Genomic DNA, 14,328 nt, shown 5'->3' on the forward strand with positions numbered 1-14,328 from the left:
CAAGCCCGCTCCCACATTTGGACTGTATTAACAAATCCAGACTGTGGGAGCGGGCTTGCTCGCGAAGCTTTTGACCTTTAGCGGCTGGCGATGAGGGCCTGACCGCGAGCCACGGCGGCCTTGACCTGCGCCGGCGCAGTCCCGCCGATATGGTCACGGGCATTCACCGAGCCTTCCAGGGTCAGCACGGCGAACACGTCCTGCTCGATCTGGTCGCTGAACTGTCGCAGTTCTTCCAGGCTCATTTCGGCCAGATCCTTGCCGGTGTCGACGCCGTACTTCACTGCGTGACCGACGATTTCGTGGCAGTCACGGAACGGCAGGCCACGGCGTACCAGGTAGTCCGCCAGGTCGGTGGCGGTGGAGAAGCCACGCAGCGCCGCTTCACGCATGATCGCGTGTTTCGGCTTGATCGCCGGGATCATGTCGGCAAACGCCCGCAGCGAATCGCGCAGGGTGTCGGCGGCGTCGAACAGCGGCTCTTTGTCTTCCTGGTTGTCCTTGTTGTAGGCCAGAGGCTGGCCTTTCATCAGGGTCAGCAGGCCCATCAGTGCGCCGAACACGCGGCCGGTCTTGCCGCGAACCAGTTCCGGCACGTCCGGGTTTTTCTTTTGCGGCATGATCGAGCTGCCGGTGCAGAAGCGGTCCGGCAGATCGATGAACTGGAACTGCGCGCTGGTCCACAGCACCAGCTCTTCGGAGAAACGCGACAGGTGCATCATCGCGATGCTGGCGGCCGAGCAGAATTCGATGGCGAAGTCGCGATCGGAAACGTTGTCCAGCGAGTTGCCGCCCACGGCGTCGAAGCCCAGCAGTTGCGCGGTGTATTCGCGATCGATCGGGTAGGTGGTGCCGGCCAGCGCGGCGCTGCCCAGTGGCATGCGGTTGGTGCGCTTGCGGCAGTCGACCAGACGCTCGTAGTCGCGGCTGAGCATTTCGAACCACGCCAGCATGTGGTGGCCGAAGGTCACTGGCTGAGCAGTTTGCAGGTGAGTGAAGCCGGGCATGATGCTGGCGGCTTCGCGCTCGGCCTGCTCCAGCAGACCTTTTTGCAAGCGGGTGATTTCGGCCAGGATCAGGTCGATCTCGTCACGCAGCCACAGACGGATGTCGGTGGCGACCTGGTCGTTGCGGCTGCGCCCGGTGTGCAGTTTCTTGCCGGTGATGCCGATGCGATCGGTCAGGCGTGCTTCGATGTTCATGTGCACGTCTTCAAGGTCGACGCGCCAGTCGAACTGGCCGGCTTCGATTTCGCCCTGAATGGTCTTCAGGCCGTCGATGATGCTGTCGCGCTCGGCATCGGTCAGCACGCCGACCTTGGCCAGCATGGTGGCGTGGGCGATCGAGCCCATGATGTCGTGGCGATACAGGCGCTGGTCGAAGGTGACGGAGGCGGTGAAGCGGGCGACGAAGGCGTCGACGGGTTCACTGAAGCGGCCGCCCCAGGACTGATTGGTCTTGTCAGTGCTCATGAATTCGCTCGTATCGGCTTGAAGAAAGAAGGCGTGAAACGCTGGCGCGGATAATAACAGGGTTGCCAATCCTGTCGCTGACACCGGTCGATACGTTTTTTTCTCATCTGCTCATTCATAGTCGGCGCTGTCTGCAGGGGATTTGCGCAAGGATATTTTTCGATTGAGCAATATCGGCCCGGCAAGCGTCTACAGTTGGACATAAGGGTCGGCGCGACTGCGGATCGTACAAAGGTCTGGACGCCGACTATAAGAAGAGGGGGTGGGTGGTTTTGTCCTTTGGCATATCCCGTGAAAAACGCAGGAAACAGCGGGCTTTGAGCAGTACGACCCGGACACTGGCAAATATTGCTGGCCGACGTACGGCACTTTTTGGCGCTCGGGCTAGTCTTAGCGTGGATCGCGGTGACGGACGTCACTTCACCTGTCTACGCTATCCTTGTGCGAGACTCACGCAGGAATCCAGCGCAATATGAATGTCCTGATCGTTGATGACGAACCACTGGCTCGCGAGCGCCTAAGCCGAATGGTAAGCGAGCTCGAGGGTTATACAGTCCTGGAGCCCAGCGCCACGAATGGCGAAGAGGCGTTGGCGCTGATCGACAGCCACAAGCCGGATATCGTGCTGCTCGATATCCGCATGCCGGGCCTTGATGGCCTGCAAGTCGCTGCCCGTCTGTGCGAACGCGAAACGCCGCCGGCTGTGGTGTTTTGCACCGGCCCCGATGAATTTGCCGTGGAAGCCCTGCAGGCCAGCGCCGTGGGCTATGTGGTGAAACCCGTGCGAACCGAACATCTGCATGACGCCCTGAAACGGGCTGAACGTCCCAACCGGGCGCAACTCTCGGCCCTGACCCGTCCCGCCGCCGAAAGCGGTAATGGCCCGCGCAGTCACATCAGCGCCCGCACCCGCAAAGGCATCGAGCTGATCCCGCTGGATCAGGTGGTCTATTTCATTGCCGATCACAAATACGTGACCCTGCGCCATGAAAGCGGCGAGGTGCTGCTGGATGAGCCGCTGAAAGCCCTCGAAGACGAATTCGGCGAGCGTTTCGTGCGTATCCACCGCAACGCGTTGGTCGCCCGTGACCGCATCGAACGTCTGCAACGCACGCCGTTGGGGCATTTCCAGCTGTTCCTCAAAGGCCTTAATGGTGATGCGCTGATCGTCAGCCGTCGGCATGTGGCCGGTGTGCGCAAGATGATGCAGGGCCTCTGACCCGGCCTTCGCACGCGGTTGCACTTTCTTCTGCCGGGCATTGCAGGCCAGGGAGGCCACGCCGTTTCTGATTCAAGTCAAAGTGGATTTGGCTGAGCTGTTATTATCCGCCGTATCTATTCAGTACGGATTGATCCATGTCCTCTCGCGAAATCCGCATCGCCACCCGTAAAAGTGCGCTGGCCCTCTGGCAGGCCGAATACGTCAAAGCCCGTCTGGAAGCGGCCCATCCGGGGCTGCTGGTGACGCTGGTGCCCATGGTCAGTCGCGGCGACAAGCTGCTCGACTCGCCGCTGTCGAAAATCGGCGGCAAGGGTCTGTTCGTCAAGGAACTGGAAACCGCGCTGCTGGAAAACGAAGCCGACATTGCCGTGCATTCGATGAAAGACGTGCCGATGGACTTCCCCGAAGGCCTTGGCCTGTTCTGTATCTGCGAACGCGAAGACCCGCGCGATGCTTTCGTTTCCAATACCTACGCCAGCCTCGATGCGCTGCCTGCCGGTGCCATCGTCGGCACCTCCAGCCTGCGGCGTCAGGCGCAACTGCTGACCCGTCGTCCTGATCTGGAAATCCGCTTCCTGCGCGGTAACGTCAATACCCGTCTGGCCAAGCTCGATGCCGGCGAATATGACGCGATCATCCTCGCGGCGGCCGGCCTGATCCGCCTCGGTTTCGAAGAGCGCATCACTTCTGCGATCAGCGTCGACGACAGTCTGCCGGCCGGTGGCCAAGGCGCTGTCGGCATCGAATGCCGCAGCGCCGACACGCAAATCCACGCCTTGCTCGCACCGTTGCATCACGCCGACACCGCTTCGCGCGTGACCGCTGAACGTGCCCTCAACAAACACCTGAATGGCGGCTGCCAGGTGCCGATCGCCTGCTATGCCGTGCTCGAAGGTGAGCAGTTGTGGTTGCGTGGTCTGGTGGGCGAACCGAGCGGTGGCAAGCTGCTCAGCGCCGAAGCGCGTGCGCCGCGTGCCAATGCCGAAGCGTTGGGCGTGCAGGTCGCTGAAGCGTTGCTCAGTCAGGGTGCCGACGACATTCTCAAAGCGGTGTATGGCGAGGCAGGTCACGAGTGACTGGCTGGCGCCTGCTGCTGACGCGCCCTGCGGATGACTGCGCGGCGCTGGCCGCGGTGTTGGCCGGGCAGGGGATTTCCAGCAGTTGCCTGCCGCTTCTGGACATCGCGCCGCTGCCGGTCTCTGACAAGATACGTCAGGCGCTGGCGCAGCTGCCGGGTTGCAGCGCGGTCATCGTGGTCAGCAAGCCGGCGGCGCGGATTGCGCTTGATCTGCTAGACGCTCATGGGCTTCAGTCGCTGTCGATGCCGTGGTTCAGCGTCGGTGCGGCGACCGCGCAGATTCTTCGCGATCACGGTCTCGATGTGCACTGTCCCGCCGACGGCGATGACAGTGAAGCCCTGCTGCAATTGTCGCGTCTGCGCGAGGCGGTCACCGAGCCCGGCGCGCAGGTGCTGATCCTGCGTGGCGAGGGTGGTCGCGAGCTGCTCGCCGAGCGCCTGCGCGCGCTTGGTGCTAGTGTCGAGTATCTGGAGTTGTATCGGCGTGACCTGCCGGCCTACCCGCCGCAAGAGCTGCCGCGGCGCATTGCAGCGGAACGCTTGAACGGGCTGGTGGTCAGCAGTGGACAGGGTTTCGAGCACTTGCGCCAGATGGCCGGCGATGCCTGGCCGTCAATTGCGCAGTTGCCGTTGTTTGTGCCAAGCCCAAGGGTTGCCGAGCTGGCACATGCCGCCGGGGCCCGAACAGTTGTGGATTGCCGCGGCGCGAATGCCGCGGCTTTGCTGACGGCGTTACGGGAGCATCCCGTGCCCGTTCTCTAATGCAAAGGATGGATACGTGAGCGAAACAGCCTTGCCTAAAGATGATGTCCAGCCTGTGATCGATGCCCAGGTTGAAACTCCACCGCCGGCCAAAGAGCCGCGCCGAGGCAACGGACTGGCCATTGTCGCCCTGTTGCTCGGCGCTGCCGGCGTGGCGATCGGTGGCTGGGGTGTCTGGCAGGTGCGTCACCTGCAGAGCAACACCGCACAACAGTCAGGCCAGGTGCAGGCACTGAACGATCAGGCGCAGAGCCTCAAGCTCAACGAACAGCGCCTGACCGAGCGCCTCGCGCAATTGCCCGGTGCCGATGAACTCGCCGAACGTCAGCGTCTGGTGACGCAACTGCAGGGGGATCAGCAGCGTCTCAACCAGCGTCTGGAAACCGTCCTCGGTGCCAGCCGCAAGGACTGGCGTCTGGCCGAGGCCGAGCATCTGCTGCGTCTGGCCAGCCTGCGTCTGTCGGCCTTGCAGGACATCAGCAGCGCCCAGGCGCTGGTGCAGGGTGCCGACGAAATTCTGCGTGAGCAGAACGATCCCGGCTCGTTCGCCGCCCGTGAGCAAGTGGCGAAAACTCTCGTCGCCCTGCGCAGCACCGAGCAGCCGGATCGCACCGGTCTGTTCCTGCGCATTGGTGCCTTGCGTGATCAGGTCATCGAACTGACCGAGCTGGCGCCTGAGTACAAGGATCGCGGCGAGTCGCTGCTGGGCCTGACCGCTGACGGCGATGGCGCCAGTCGCTGGGCGCAGTGGTGGGATCAGGTGTCGCGTTACATCCGTATCGATTTCAATGCCGACAAGAACGTGAAGCCACTGCTGGCCGGGCAAAGTCTGAGCCAGGTGCGCCTTGCCCTGAGTCTCGCGCTGGAGCAAGCGCAATGGGCGGCGCTCAATGGTCAGGCGCCGGTCTACACCCAGGCAATGACCGAAGCGCGGGACGTGCTCAAGGGCAATTTCAATCCGGACAATCCGCAGAGCAAAATCATGCTTGAACAGGTTGCCGAGCTGAGCCAGCAACCGGTCACCGTCAAGACGCCGGACCTGACCGGCACGCTGAGTGCGGTGCAGGCTTATCTGGAGCGCCGTAACGTCAACGCTGAAGAGTCGGTCAAACCGTTCGCCAAACCTGCCGCCAACACCGCGCAGGAGACCACGCCATGAAACGCCTGTATGTGATCGTGTTTCTGGTGATCGCGGCGACGGCGGCGCTGGGCCTGGCAATTGCCCAGCACTCGGGTTACGTGCTGATTGCCTACAAGAGCTTCCGCTACGAGGCCAGTCTGTGGGCCACGCTGGGCCTGATCGCGGTGTTGTGGCTGCTGATCTGGGGGATCAAGGCCTTGGTCGAGCTGGTCATGGCCTCCAGTGGCGTAGTCAATCCCTGGTCACGGCGCAACCGCAGCCGGCGGGTGCAGGTGGCCATCGAACACGGGCAGCTGGATCTGGCCGAAGGTCGCTGGGCCAGCGCGCAACGTCACCTGTCTCGCGCCGCCGAAGCCGAGCGCCAGCCGCTGTTGTATTACCTCGGCGCAGCACGCGCGGCCAACGAACAAGGCAAATATGAAGAGTGTGATCAGTTGCTTGAGCGTGCGCTGGAGCGCCAGCCGCAGGCCGAGTTGGCGATTGCCTTGAGTCATGCACAGTTGCAGACCGATCGTGGTGACACCGACGGCGCCCTGGTGACCCTGCAAGCGATGCACGAGCGGCATCCGCATAACGTGCAGACCTTGCGACAGTTGCAGCGTCTGCATCAGCAGCGCGGCGACTGGTCGGCGGTGATTCGCCTGTTGCCGGAACTGCGCAAGGACAAGGTGCTGCCGCCGGCCGAACTGGCTGAACTGGAGCGGCGTGCCTGGGGCAACAACCTGTCTCTGGCAGCGCATCGGGACGAGGACGGCAAGGTCGGTCTGCAGTCACTCACCCGTGCCTGGGAGCAGTTGACCTCCGCGCAGCGTCAGGAGCCGGCGCTGGTGCTGGCATACGCCGAGCAATTGCGTCAGTTGGGTGCTCAGGTCGAAGCTGAAGAAATCCTGCGCAGTGCCCTCAAGCGCAAGTACGACAGCCATCTCGCGCGTCTGTATGGCCTGGTGCGCGGCAGCGATCCGGCGCGCCAGTTGCAGACCGCCGAAGGTTGGCTCAAGGAACATCCTGCTGACCCGAGCCTGTTGCTGACCCTCGGTCGTCTCTGTCTGCAAGCCAGCTTGTGGGGCAAGGCACGGGATTACCTGGAAAGCAGTCTGCGAGTGCAGCGTAACCCTGAAGCCTGCGCCGAGCTGGCACGTCTGCTTGCGCAACTGGGTGACACCGAGCGCAGTAACCAGCTGTTCCAGGAGGGTCTCGGATTGCTGGATGAGCGTCTGCTGGCCGCGCCGTTGCCGGTGCCGGTTCACGCCTGATATCGCGAGGGAGCATGCTCCCTCGTTAACGTTCAGTGAGCGAAAAATTACCTGTGGCGGGCGTCTTGGGCAAAGTCCTACAACGGACTACACCTATTCCTCTCGCACCTGTCGGGTTTTCCCTACACTTCTGGTGAACTGTCGCCAAGGCCCCGCCTTGAAAGGCTGACAAGCTTTCCTCTACCGTAACTGCCTGTCTCCACTGTTACGGAAAAGCCATGTCGTTGGCCTGTTCACGCTCCTTGTTTTTCACGGCTTTCACTGCAGGGGCCATGGCCCTGGGAGCTTCCTATTATCTCGAGTATGCGGTCGGGCTGACGCCCTGCAGCCTGTGCCTGGCGCAAAGGTTTTTCATGGCGTTGCTGACGTTCTGTTGCGGGTTGGCGGCGGTCCACGGCCCACGGCGTGTCGGCCTGTCGCTGTACTGGGTCGCCGCGCTTGGCCTGAGCCTGGGCGGGACGACGGCGGCCTGGCGACAGGTGTTGTTGCAGAGTGACCCGTTGATGCAGATGACGAGGTGCGCGCCTGATGCCGAAGCGTTGTTCAGCAACCTGCCGTGGTTGTGTGCAACGTTGCGGATGCTTAGGGGCGGTGTAGATTGCGCAGAAATTTCCTGGACGCTGTTCGATTTGAGCATCCCGGAATGGAGCCTGCTGTTCTTTGTGGCGATGTCGATCCTGGCGGTCTATCAATTGCTGCGGCTGGTCTGGAGCGCTCTGCAGCGACCGCTCAGCGGCGAATCGTCGCACCGCACGCTGGTCAGGGATTAAACACTTGTATGAACTTTATCTCCTGCGTACCTTGAAGCCATAGGCGTGCGGGCATAATCTGGCCCGCACGTGTCATTGGATTTATGTTGCTCGATGACGCTCTGCCCGGTCGGCCCCCAAGCGATAACAGCCAGAAGAGGGGCGCGGGTGTAGAGCAGCATGACCCACAAGGGAAGAGAGATCGCCATGCTCGAAAGTTGTCAGAATGCTCAGGAACGCTGGGGTGGAGTTCATCTGCTGATCGACCGCTGGTTGCAAGAGCGTGAAGATCTGATCAGTGCCTACGACAAGTTGGGTGACAAACCACAGGCTCTGTCCGAGAACCGTAAACCCTTGCTTGAATTCTGCGGCGTGCTGGTCGATTACGTCTCGGCCGGGCACTTCGAGATCTACGAACAGCTGACCGGTGAAGCCAAGGCGTTCGGTGACACGCGCGGTCTGGAATTGGCCGAGACAATCTACCCGCGCATCGACGTCATCACCGAAAAACTCCTCGCCTTCAACGACCTTTGCGACGAAGGCAAATGCGTTGCGGAGAAATTCAAGGAGCTCGGTGGCCTGCTGCACGAACGCTTCGAACTGGAAGACTGCCTTATTGAAGTGCTGCACACGGCACACAAGGAAGAAGATACCGCTCAGGCCTGATTGGTTTTCTCAGGCAAAAAAAAACGCGATGCGCCGAAAGCGCACCGCGTTTTTTTATGCCGGCGAATCGGCGTCGGTCAGCTCGTTGCACCGCGCAATTCGACTTCAAACACTAACGGTGTGAACGGCGCGATCAGATCGCCCGCACCGTCGGCGCCATAGGCCTGATCCGATGGAATCACCAGTCGCCACTTGGCACCCACCGGCATGTTCTGCAGCGCGGAACGCCAGCCGGCTATTACGCTGTCGAGGCTGAACCATTGCGGCTGAGTGTTCTGGTCGAACACCGTGCCATCCGGCAGCCGACCGATATACAGCACCTGGACTTTTCCATCGGGGCCGGCCTTGGCACCGGTGCCCGGTGTCAGCTCGGTCAGCAGGATGCCGTCGGCCAGTTCCTTCACACCCGGTTTGGCTTTTTCGGCGGTGAGAAAACGCTGCTCGTTTTCCATCGCAGCATCACTGGAAGGCAGCGACGCGTGTTCGGCGTTTTGCGATTCGTGATCGGCGAGGATCTGCTCGATCCGCGCTTCGCTCAGGGCCAGCGGCTTGCCTTGATAGGCCTGCTGCAAACCGTCGACCAATGCCTGAATCTGCAATTGCGGCACCTCTTGGCGCAGCCGCTCACCGAGGCTGGCGCCGAGGCTGTAAGCCAGATCGTGAGCATCGTTCGCGGTGGTTTTTTCGTCGGCGTGGGCCACGGAAAAAATCATCCAGAGGGATAAAAAAAGGTAGCGCGACATGGGCACTCTCCGTCCTGAATTGCGGTGGATTATGCCAGCGCGAACGTCTGCAACGGTGAACTGCTTTTGACTTGTTGAAGAACATTTTCGCTTCGTTGCAACGCAACGGTTTCGTTACTGTCAAGATGACCTAGCGGCGGTAACTGCAGAGGTCTAGTATGAGCCGCACTCACGTCAGCCAGGAGGTAAACCATGTCGGCCACCAAGAAGCCTGTAAACACTCCGTTGCACTTACTCCAACAACTCTCGGGCAGCCTGCTCGAGCATTTGGAAAACGCTTGCTCCCAAGCCTTGGCTGATGCTGAAAAACTGCTCGCCAAACTGGAAAAGCAACGCGGCAAGGCGCAAGAAAAACTGCACAAGTCCCGCACCAAATTGCAGGACGCCGCTGCTGCCGGTAAAGCCAAGGCACAGAACAAGGCCAAGGCTGCCGTCAAAGAACTTGAAGACCTGCTCGATGCGTTGAAGGATCGTCAGTCCGACACTCGCGGCTACATTCTGCAACTCAAGCGCGATGCCCAGGAAAGCCTGAAACTGGCCCAAGGTGTCGGCCGGGTGCAAGAGGCCGCCGGCAAAGCGCTGTCCTCCCGCGCCGCCAAACCAGCAGCAGCGCCTGCGAAAAAAGCGCCAGCCAAACCTGCTGCGGCGAAAGCCCCGGCGAAAACTGCTGCGGCCAAACCAGCGGCAAAACCTGCAGCCAAGGCACCGGCTAAAACCGCCGCCAAACCTGCTGCAAAAACCGCAGTGAAAAAACCGGCTGCGGCGAGCGCTGCGAAACCGGCCGCACGTACTGCCGCTGCCAAACCTGCAGCGGCCAAACCGGCTGCCAAGCCAGCAGCAAAACCTGCTGCGCGCAAAGTCGCTCCGGCAAAAACCGCTGCTGCTAAACCAGCTGCCAAAGTAGCGGTAAAACCGGCTGCCAAACCTGCCGCGAAAACCGCTGCGGCAAAACCGGCAGTCAAGACTGCGGCCAAACCGGTCGCGGCAAAACCTGCTGCCAAGGTTGCTGCCAAACCAGCGGCCAAGCCTGCCGCTAAAACCGCTGCCAAACCTGCAGCAGCAAAACCTGCGACCGCTGCAGCCAAGCCTGCCGCCAAACCAGTAGCCGCAAAGCCAGCCGCTAAACCAGCCGCCAAGCCAGCTGCCAAACCTGCCGCGAAAAAACCGGCCGTTGCCAAACCAGCTGCCGCCAAGCCGGCGACTGCACCAGCCGCCAAGCCGGCGACTGCACCAGCCGCCAAGCCAGCCGCTCCGGCGCCGGCCGCCGCCGCGCCTGCTCCAGCCGCTTCCACCTCGACCACCACGACTGCGCCAACGCCAGCCGCTGCGTCGAGCGCCAGCAGCAACCCGACCAGCGCTTCCTAAGTGCCGGTTGCCGCGACGCGCAGCACTTGCAGCGCGTCGCGGTTCGGGCTGGCGGCCGATCCCGTCAGACTCTCCAGCCACTCCCCCGACGCTGATGCGTCATCGCGCGGCCAATCCTGCGCAACCTGTTCCAGTTGCCACAGCAGATGCCGTTCGGCTTCCAGCTCCAATGCTTTCATTTGTTCTCGCAGACCCTTGAGTACCGGATCGTCTTCGGCCAGGGTTTTCCATTGAGTGCGCAACGCACGCAGTGGCTGCACCACCTCCCGATCCCAAGGCCCCACCAGCCTTTTCAGCTGCTCTACGCGCTGTTCGTTACAAGCCGCGCTACGTTGCTCAAGCCACAAACCACACAGCAGCAGGCAGACATTGGCCCCCGCCGCTTGCAGTTGCAGGCAGGCAGGTTCCACGCCCGGTCGGGCGTAGGTGGCAAGGGAAAAGCTCCACAGGTCAGAGGACATCGTGCTACTCGCGCCAGTTGTGAGCGAAGCTGGTAGACTCCGCCGCCATTATGATCCGACTTCAGAACCTGACTTTACAGCGTGGCCCGCAACGTCTGCTAGAAGACGCCGAGCTGACCCTGCACGCCGGCCACAAAGCCGGCCTCATCGGTGCCAACGGCGCCGGCAAATCCAGCCTGTTTGCCTTGCTGCGCGGCGAGTTGCACCCGGACTCGGGCGATTGCCTGCTGCCGGCCGACTGGCGAATCGCGCACATGCGCCAGGAGGTCGACACGCTCGAACGCCTGGCGGTCGACTATGTGCTCGATGGCGACCTGCGTCTGCGCGAAGTGCAACGTGACCTCGCCGCCGCCGAAGCGGCCCACGATGGTACGGCTCTGGCCCGCCTGCACGCCGAACTCGACAGCGCCGACGGCTATACCGCCGATGCGCGGGCTCGCAAGTTGCTGGCCGGTCTCGGTTTCACCAATGAACAGATGGATCGTCAGGTAGGAGATTTCTCCGGTGGCTGGCGGATGCGTCTGAACCTGGCGCAGGCCTTGATGTGTCCGTCGGACCTGTTGCTGCTCGACGAACCGACCAACCACCTGGATCTCGACGCGATCATCTGGCTCGAAGAGTGGCTGAAAAGCTATCCGGGCACCTTGCTGTTGATTTCCCACGACCGCGACTTCCTCGATGAAGTGGTCGATCACGTGGCGCATGTCGATCAGCGCAAACTGACCCTGTACCGTGGCGGCTACACTGCGTTCGAACGTGCCCGTGCCGAACGTCTGGCCCAGCAGCAACAGGCCTACGAGAAGCAGCAGGCGCAACGTGCGCACATGGAAAGCTACATCGCCCGCTTCAAGGCTCAGGCCACCAAGGCCCGTCAGGCGCAGAGCCGGATCAAGGCCCTGGAGCGCATGGAAGAGCTGTCGGCGGCCCACGTCGATTCACCGTTCGATTTCGTGTTTCGCGAATCGACCAAGATCTCCAGTCCGCTGATCGACCTGTCCGATGCGCGCCTGGGTTACGGCGACAAAACCATCCTGGAGAAGGTCAAGCTGCAACTGACCCCGGGTGCGCGGATCGGTCTGCTCGGGCCGAACGGTGCCGGTAAATCGACCCTGATCAAGAACCTCGCCGGTGAGCTCGAGCCGCTGGCCGGGCGTCTGACCCGTGGCGAAAACACCGTGGTTGGCTACTTCGCCCAGCATCAGCTCGACTCGCTGGATGCCAAGGCCAGCCCGCTGCTGCACTTGCAGCGTCTGGCGCCGACCGAACGCGAGCAGACCCTGCGCGACTTCCTCGGCGGTTTCGATTTCCGTGGCGCACGCATTGACGAGCCAGTGCTGAATTTCTCCGGTGGCGAGAAAGCGCGTCTGGCGCTGGCATTGATCGCCTGGGAACGGCCGAATCTGTTGCTGCTCGACGAACCGACCAACCACCTCGACCTGGAAATGCGCCTGGCGCTGACCATGGCGCTGCAGGAATTCAGCGGCGCGGTATTGGTGGTGTCTCACGATCGGCACTTGCTCAAGAGCACCACCGACAACTTCTACCTGGTCGCGGACGGCAAGGTAGAAGAGTTCGATGGCGACCTCGAAGACTACGCGCGCTGGCTGGTGGAATACCGTCAACGCAATGCGCCGGTCAGCAACACCCCGGTGAACCCGGACAAGACCGACAAAAAGGCCCAGCGCCAGGCCGCTGCTGCATTGCGTCAGCAACTGGCACCGCACAAGCGCGAGGCCGACAAGCTCGAAGCCGAACTGGGCAAGCTCCACGAAAAACTCGCCAAGGTCGATGCCAGCCTCGGTGACAGCGACATCTACGAGCCGGCGCGCAAGAACGAGTTGCGTGATCTGCTGGCAGAGCAGGCCAAGCTGAAAGTGCGCGAAGCCGAGCTGGAAGAAGCGTGGATGGAGGCACTCGAAACGCTGGAAAGCATGCAGGCGGAGCTGGAGGCGCTGTCCTGATGGAAGCGTTCAAGCTGCCGCTGCCGGCGGTGTGGGTCGAACCGATCTGGCTCGGCGTGCAGATTCTGCTGATCCTGCTGGCCGGCTACTTCGCTCAACGTGTCGTCGCTCGATTCCTCACCCGCCTGGGCGAGCGCTATCCGTTTCCGCCGCAGTTGCTGATGCCCCTGCGGGGCGGTCTGCGCTGGCTGATCATGGGCAGCGCGCTGATCTTTGTGCTGGAACGCCTCGGGGTGTCGGCCACGGTGCTGTGGACGGCGCTGTCGGGTTTCGTCGCGGTGGCGGCGGTGGCGTTCTTCGCGATGTGGAGTGTGCTGTCGAACCTGCTTTGCGCGATTCTGATCTTCACCGTCGGCCCGTTCCGCCTGGGCGATGTGGTCGAGCTGGTGGACACCACCGACAAGCCGGGTGTCAAAGGCCGGGTGGTGGCGATCAATCTGCTCTACACCACGTTGGTCGAAGCCGAGGAGCTCGGGACGGGCAGCGCCATGGTGCAAGTGCCGAATAGCCTGTTCTTCCAGCGTTCGGTGCGGCGCTGGCGCGGGAGTGATGTGTTTCCTTCCAGCGGTTTCGAGAAGTAGTCCTCGGGCGTCTGATCTGACGCCTTCGCGAGCAAGCCCTCAGCCGCGCCCGAACCATCCAGCAAAAATCGGTAGTCATCCGCGCCAAAGCGCATTAGCTTTGACGTCTGTCACGATTCACAGTCGAGGTGTGCGATGGAGCTTCAAACATGGCTGGCATTCTTTGCCGCCTGCTGGGTGATCAGTCTGTCCCCGGGTGCTGGCGCCATTGCGTCGATGTCCAGCGGCCTGCAATACGGTTTCTGGCGCGGTTACTGGAACGCCCTCGGCCTGCAGATCGGCCTGGCGGTACAGATTGCGATTGTCGGCGCCGGTGTCGGCGCGATCCTCACCGCCTCGGCCACCGCATTCCACGCGATCAAATGGTTCGGTGTGGCGTATCTGGTCTATCTGGCGATCAAGCAATGGCGTGCGCTGCCCATGGACATGAGCGATGACGCGGCGGTACGGCCGATCGGCAAACCTCTGGCGCTGGTGTTTCGCGGCTTCCTGGTCAACATCAGCAACCCCAAGGCACTGGTGTTCATGCTGGCGGTGTTGCCGCAGTTCATCAATCCTCACGCACCGTTGCTGATTCAGTATGTGGTGATCGGTGCGACCATGATCTGCGTGGATCTGATTGTCATGGCCGGTTACACCGGGCTGGCGTCCAAGGTGCTGCGCCTGTTGCGTACACCGCAGCAGCAGAAACGCATGAACCGCACGTTTGCCGGGCTGTTCATTGGTGCGGCGGCATTTATGGCGACGTTGCGTAAAGCGGCGGTGTAAAACCTGCCGGCACAAAAAAGGCGACCTGATGAGGTCGCCTTTTTTTATCCGCCAAGACTTTGGAGTGACGCGCAATTGTGGCGAGGGAGCTTGCTCCCGCTTGAGT

At 61.9% G+C, this 14,328-nt stretch carries 14 protein-coding genes and 1 pseudogene; 12 read left to right on the forward strand and 3 right to left on the reverse strand.

Annotated features, from left to right (window positions below):
• Window positions 1–77: 77 nt before the first annotated feature.
• Complete coding sequence (gene argH, locus VLA07_RS10565) at window positions 78–1,472, reverse strand: argininosuccinate lyase (RefSeq protein ID WP_103368168.1); 1,395 nt, start codon at window positions 1,470–1,472, stop codon at window positions 78–80.
• A 335-nt stretch (window positions 1,473–1,807) separates the two neighbouring features.
• Between argH and VLA07_RS27195 the strand changes: the two are divergent.
• From VLA07_RS27195 to rsd, 8 genes and pseudogenes are all read left to right on the forward strand, one after another.
• Window positions 1,808–1,948 (forward strand): annotated as a pseudogene (locus VLA07_RS27195) (sensor histidine kinase); the annotation flags it as partial.
• Window positions 1,945–2,691 (forward strand): LytR/AlgR family response regulator transcription factor, encoded by a 747-nt coding sequence (locus VLA07_RS10570; protein ID WP_003229385.1) that lies wholly within the window; start codon window positions 1,945–1,947, stop codon window positions 2,689–2,691. The pseudogene VLA07_RS27195 and the gene VLA07_RS10570, both read left to right, overlap by 4 nt.
• A gap of 137 nt (window positions 2,692–2,828) precedes the next feature.
• Window positions 2,829–3,770, forward strand: a complete 942-nt coding sequence (hemC, locus tag VLA07_RS10575) for a hydroxymethylbilane synthase (protein WP_098966228.1) — start codon at window positions 2,829–2,831, stop codon at window positions 3,768–3,770.
• Entirely contained in the window at window positions 3,767–4,534 is a 768-nt protein-coding gene (locus VLA07_RS10580) for a uroporphyrinogen-III synthase (RefSeq protein ID WP_333989202.1), read from the forward strand. The genes hemC and VLA07_RS10580 overlap by 4 nt, the downstream gene beginning before the upstream one ends.
• A gap of 16 nt (window positions 4,535–4,550) precedes the next feature.
• Window positions 4,551–5,693, forward strand: a complete 1,143-nt coding sequence (locus tag VLA07_RS10585; protein WP_333989203.1) for a uroporphyrinogen-III C-methyltransferase — start codon at window positions 4,551–4,553, stop codon at window positions 5,691–5,693.
• Window positions 5,690–6,928 (forward strand): heme biosynthesis protein HemY, encoded by a 1,239-nt coding sequence (locus VLA07_RS10590; protein ID WP_333989204.1) that lies wholly within the window; start codon window positions 5,690–5,692, stop codon window positions 6,926–6,928. The genes VLA07_RS10585 and VLA07_RS10590 overlap by 4 nt, the downstream gene beginning before the upstream one ends.
• Before the next feature lie 218 nt (window positions 6,929–7,146).
• Window positions 7,147–7,698 carry a disulfide bond formation protein B gene (locus tag VLA07_RS10595; protein ID WP_333989205.1) on the forward strand — a complete coding sequence of 184 codons (552 nt, stop codon included), beginning with the start codon at window positions 7,147–7,149 and terminating at the stop codon, window positions 7,696–7,698.
• A 186-nt stretch (window positions 7,699–7,884) separates the two neighbouring features.
• A complete protein-coding gene (gene rsd, locus VLA07_RS10600) occupies window positions 7,885–8,343 on the forward strand; it encodes a sigma D regulator (RefSeq protein WP_330205808.1) in 459 nt (152 codons plus the stop codon).
• A gap of 77 nt (window positions 8,344–8,420) precedes the next feature.
• Here the strand turns inward: rsd and VLA07_RS10605 are convergent, their stop codons facing one another.
• Window positions 8,421–9,086, reverse strand: coding sequence for an FKBP-type peptidyl-prolyl cis-trans isomerase (locus VLA07_RS10605; protein WP_333989206.1), 666 nt, complete (start codon window positions 9,084–9,086; stop codon window positions 8,421–8,423).
• Window positions 9,087–9,278: 192 nt separating this feature from the next.
• Between VLA07_RS10605 and VLA07_RS10610 the strand changes: the two genes are divergently transcribed.
• Complete coding sequence (locus VLA07_RS10610) at window positions 9,279–10,451, forward strand: AlgP family protein (protein WP_333989207.1); 1,173 nt, start codon at window positions 9,279–9,281, stop codon at window positions 10,449–10,451.
• Here the strand turns inward: VLA07_RS10610 and VLA07_RS10615 are convergent.
• Window positions 10,448–10,912 (reverse strand): TIGR02444 family protein, encoded by a 465-nt coding sequence (locus tag VLA07_RS10615; RefSeq protein WP_333989208.1) that lies wholly within the window; start codon window positions 10,910–10,912, stop codon window positions 10,448–10,450. The two genes, VLA07_RS10610 and VLA07_RS10615, sit on opposite strands and share 4 nt — an antisense overlap.
• A gap of 50 nt (window positions 10,913–10,962) precedes the next feature.
• Between VLA07_RS10615 and VLA07_RS10620 the strand changes: the two genes are divergently transcribed.
• The 3 genes from VLA07_RS10620 (at window position 10,963) to VLA07_RS10630 (ending at window position 14,222) form a co-directional block, all read left to right on the forward strand.
• The gene (locus VLA07_RS10620; RefSeq protein ID WP_003229372.1) at window positions 10,963–12,873 is read left to right on the forward strand and encodes an ATP-binding cassette domain-containing protein; all 1,911 of its coding nucleotides are present in this window, start codon (window positions 10,963–10,965) and stop codon (window positions 12,871–12,873) included.
• Window positions 12,873–13,454 (forward strand): mechanosensitive ion channel family protein, encoded by a 582-nt coding sequence (locus VLA07_RS10625; protein WP_333989209.1) that lies wholly within the window; start codon window positions 12,873–12,875, stop codon window positions 13,452–13,454. The genes VLA07_RS10620 and VLA07_RS10625 overlap by 1 nt, the downstream gene beginning before the upstream one ends.
• Before the next feature lie 135 nt (window positions 13,455–13,589).
• Window positions 13,590–14,222 (forward strand): LysE family transporter, encoded by a 633-nt coding sequence (locus VLA07_RS10630; RefSeq protein ID WP_027610461.1) that lies wholly within the window; start codon window positions 13,590–13,592, stop codon window positions 14,220–14,222.
• Window positions 14,223–14,328: the final 106 nt, after the last annotated feature.

It is taken from the genome of Pseudomonas sp. S3(2024), assembly GCF_036861315.1.
GTDB classification, from domain to species: domain Bacteria; phylum Pseudomonadota; class Gammaproteobacteria; order Pseudomonadales; family Pseudomonadaceae; genus Aquipseudomonas; species Aquipseudomonas putida_A.

Coding starts and splice junctions, on each gene's coding strand:
- hemC (WP_098966228.1), top strand. CDS start 2,829: ATGTCCTCTCGCGAAATCCGCATCGCCACCCGTAAAAGTGCGCTGGCC.
- VLA07_RS10590 (WP_333989204.1), top strand. CDS start 5,690: ATGAAACGCCTGTATGTGATCGTGTTTCTGGTGATCGCGGCGACGGCG.
- argH (WP_103368168.1), bottom strand. CDS start 1,472: ATGAGCACTGACAAGACCAATCAGTCCTGGGGCGGCCGCTTCAGTGAA.
- rsd (WP_330205808.1), top strand. CDS start 7,885: ATGCTCGAAAGTTGTCAGAATGCTCAGGAACGCTGGGGTGGAGTTCAT.
- VLA07_RS10570 (WP_003229385.1), top strand. CDS start 1,945: ATGAATGTCCTGATCGTTGATGACGAACCACTGGCTCGCGAGCGCCTA.
- VLA07_RS10605 (WP_333989206.1), bottom strand. CDS start 9,086: ATGTCGCGCTACCTTTTTTTATCCCTCTGGATGATTTTTTCCGTGGCC.
- VLA07_RS10630 (WP_027610461.1), top strand. CDS start 13,590: ATGGAGCTTCAAACATGGCTGGCATTCTTTGCCGCCTGCTGGGTGATC.
- VLA07_RS10625 (WP_333989209.1), top strand. CDS start 12,873: ATGGAAGCGTTCAAGCTGCCGCTGCCGGCGGTGTGGGTCGAACCGATC.
- VLA07_RS10610 (WP_333989207.1), top strand. CDS start 9,279: ATGTCGGCCACCAAGAAGCCTGTAAACACTCCGTTGCACTTACTCCAA.
- VLA07_RS10615 (WP_333989208.1), bottom strand. CDS start 10,912: ATGTCCTCTGACCTGTGGAGCTTTTCCCTTGCCACCTACGCCCGACCG.
- VLA07_RS10620 (WP_003229372.1), top strand. CDS start 10,963: ATGATCCGACTTCAGAACCTGACTTTACAGCGTGGCCCGCAACGTCTG.
- VLA07_RS10595 (WP_333989205.1), top strand. CDS start 7,147: ATGTCGTTGGCCTGTTCACGCTCCTTGTTTTTCACGGCTTTCACTGCA.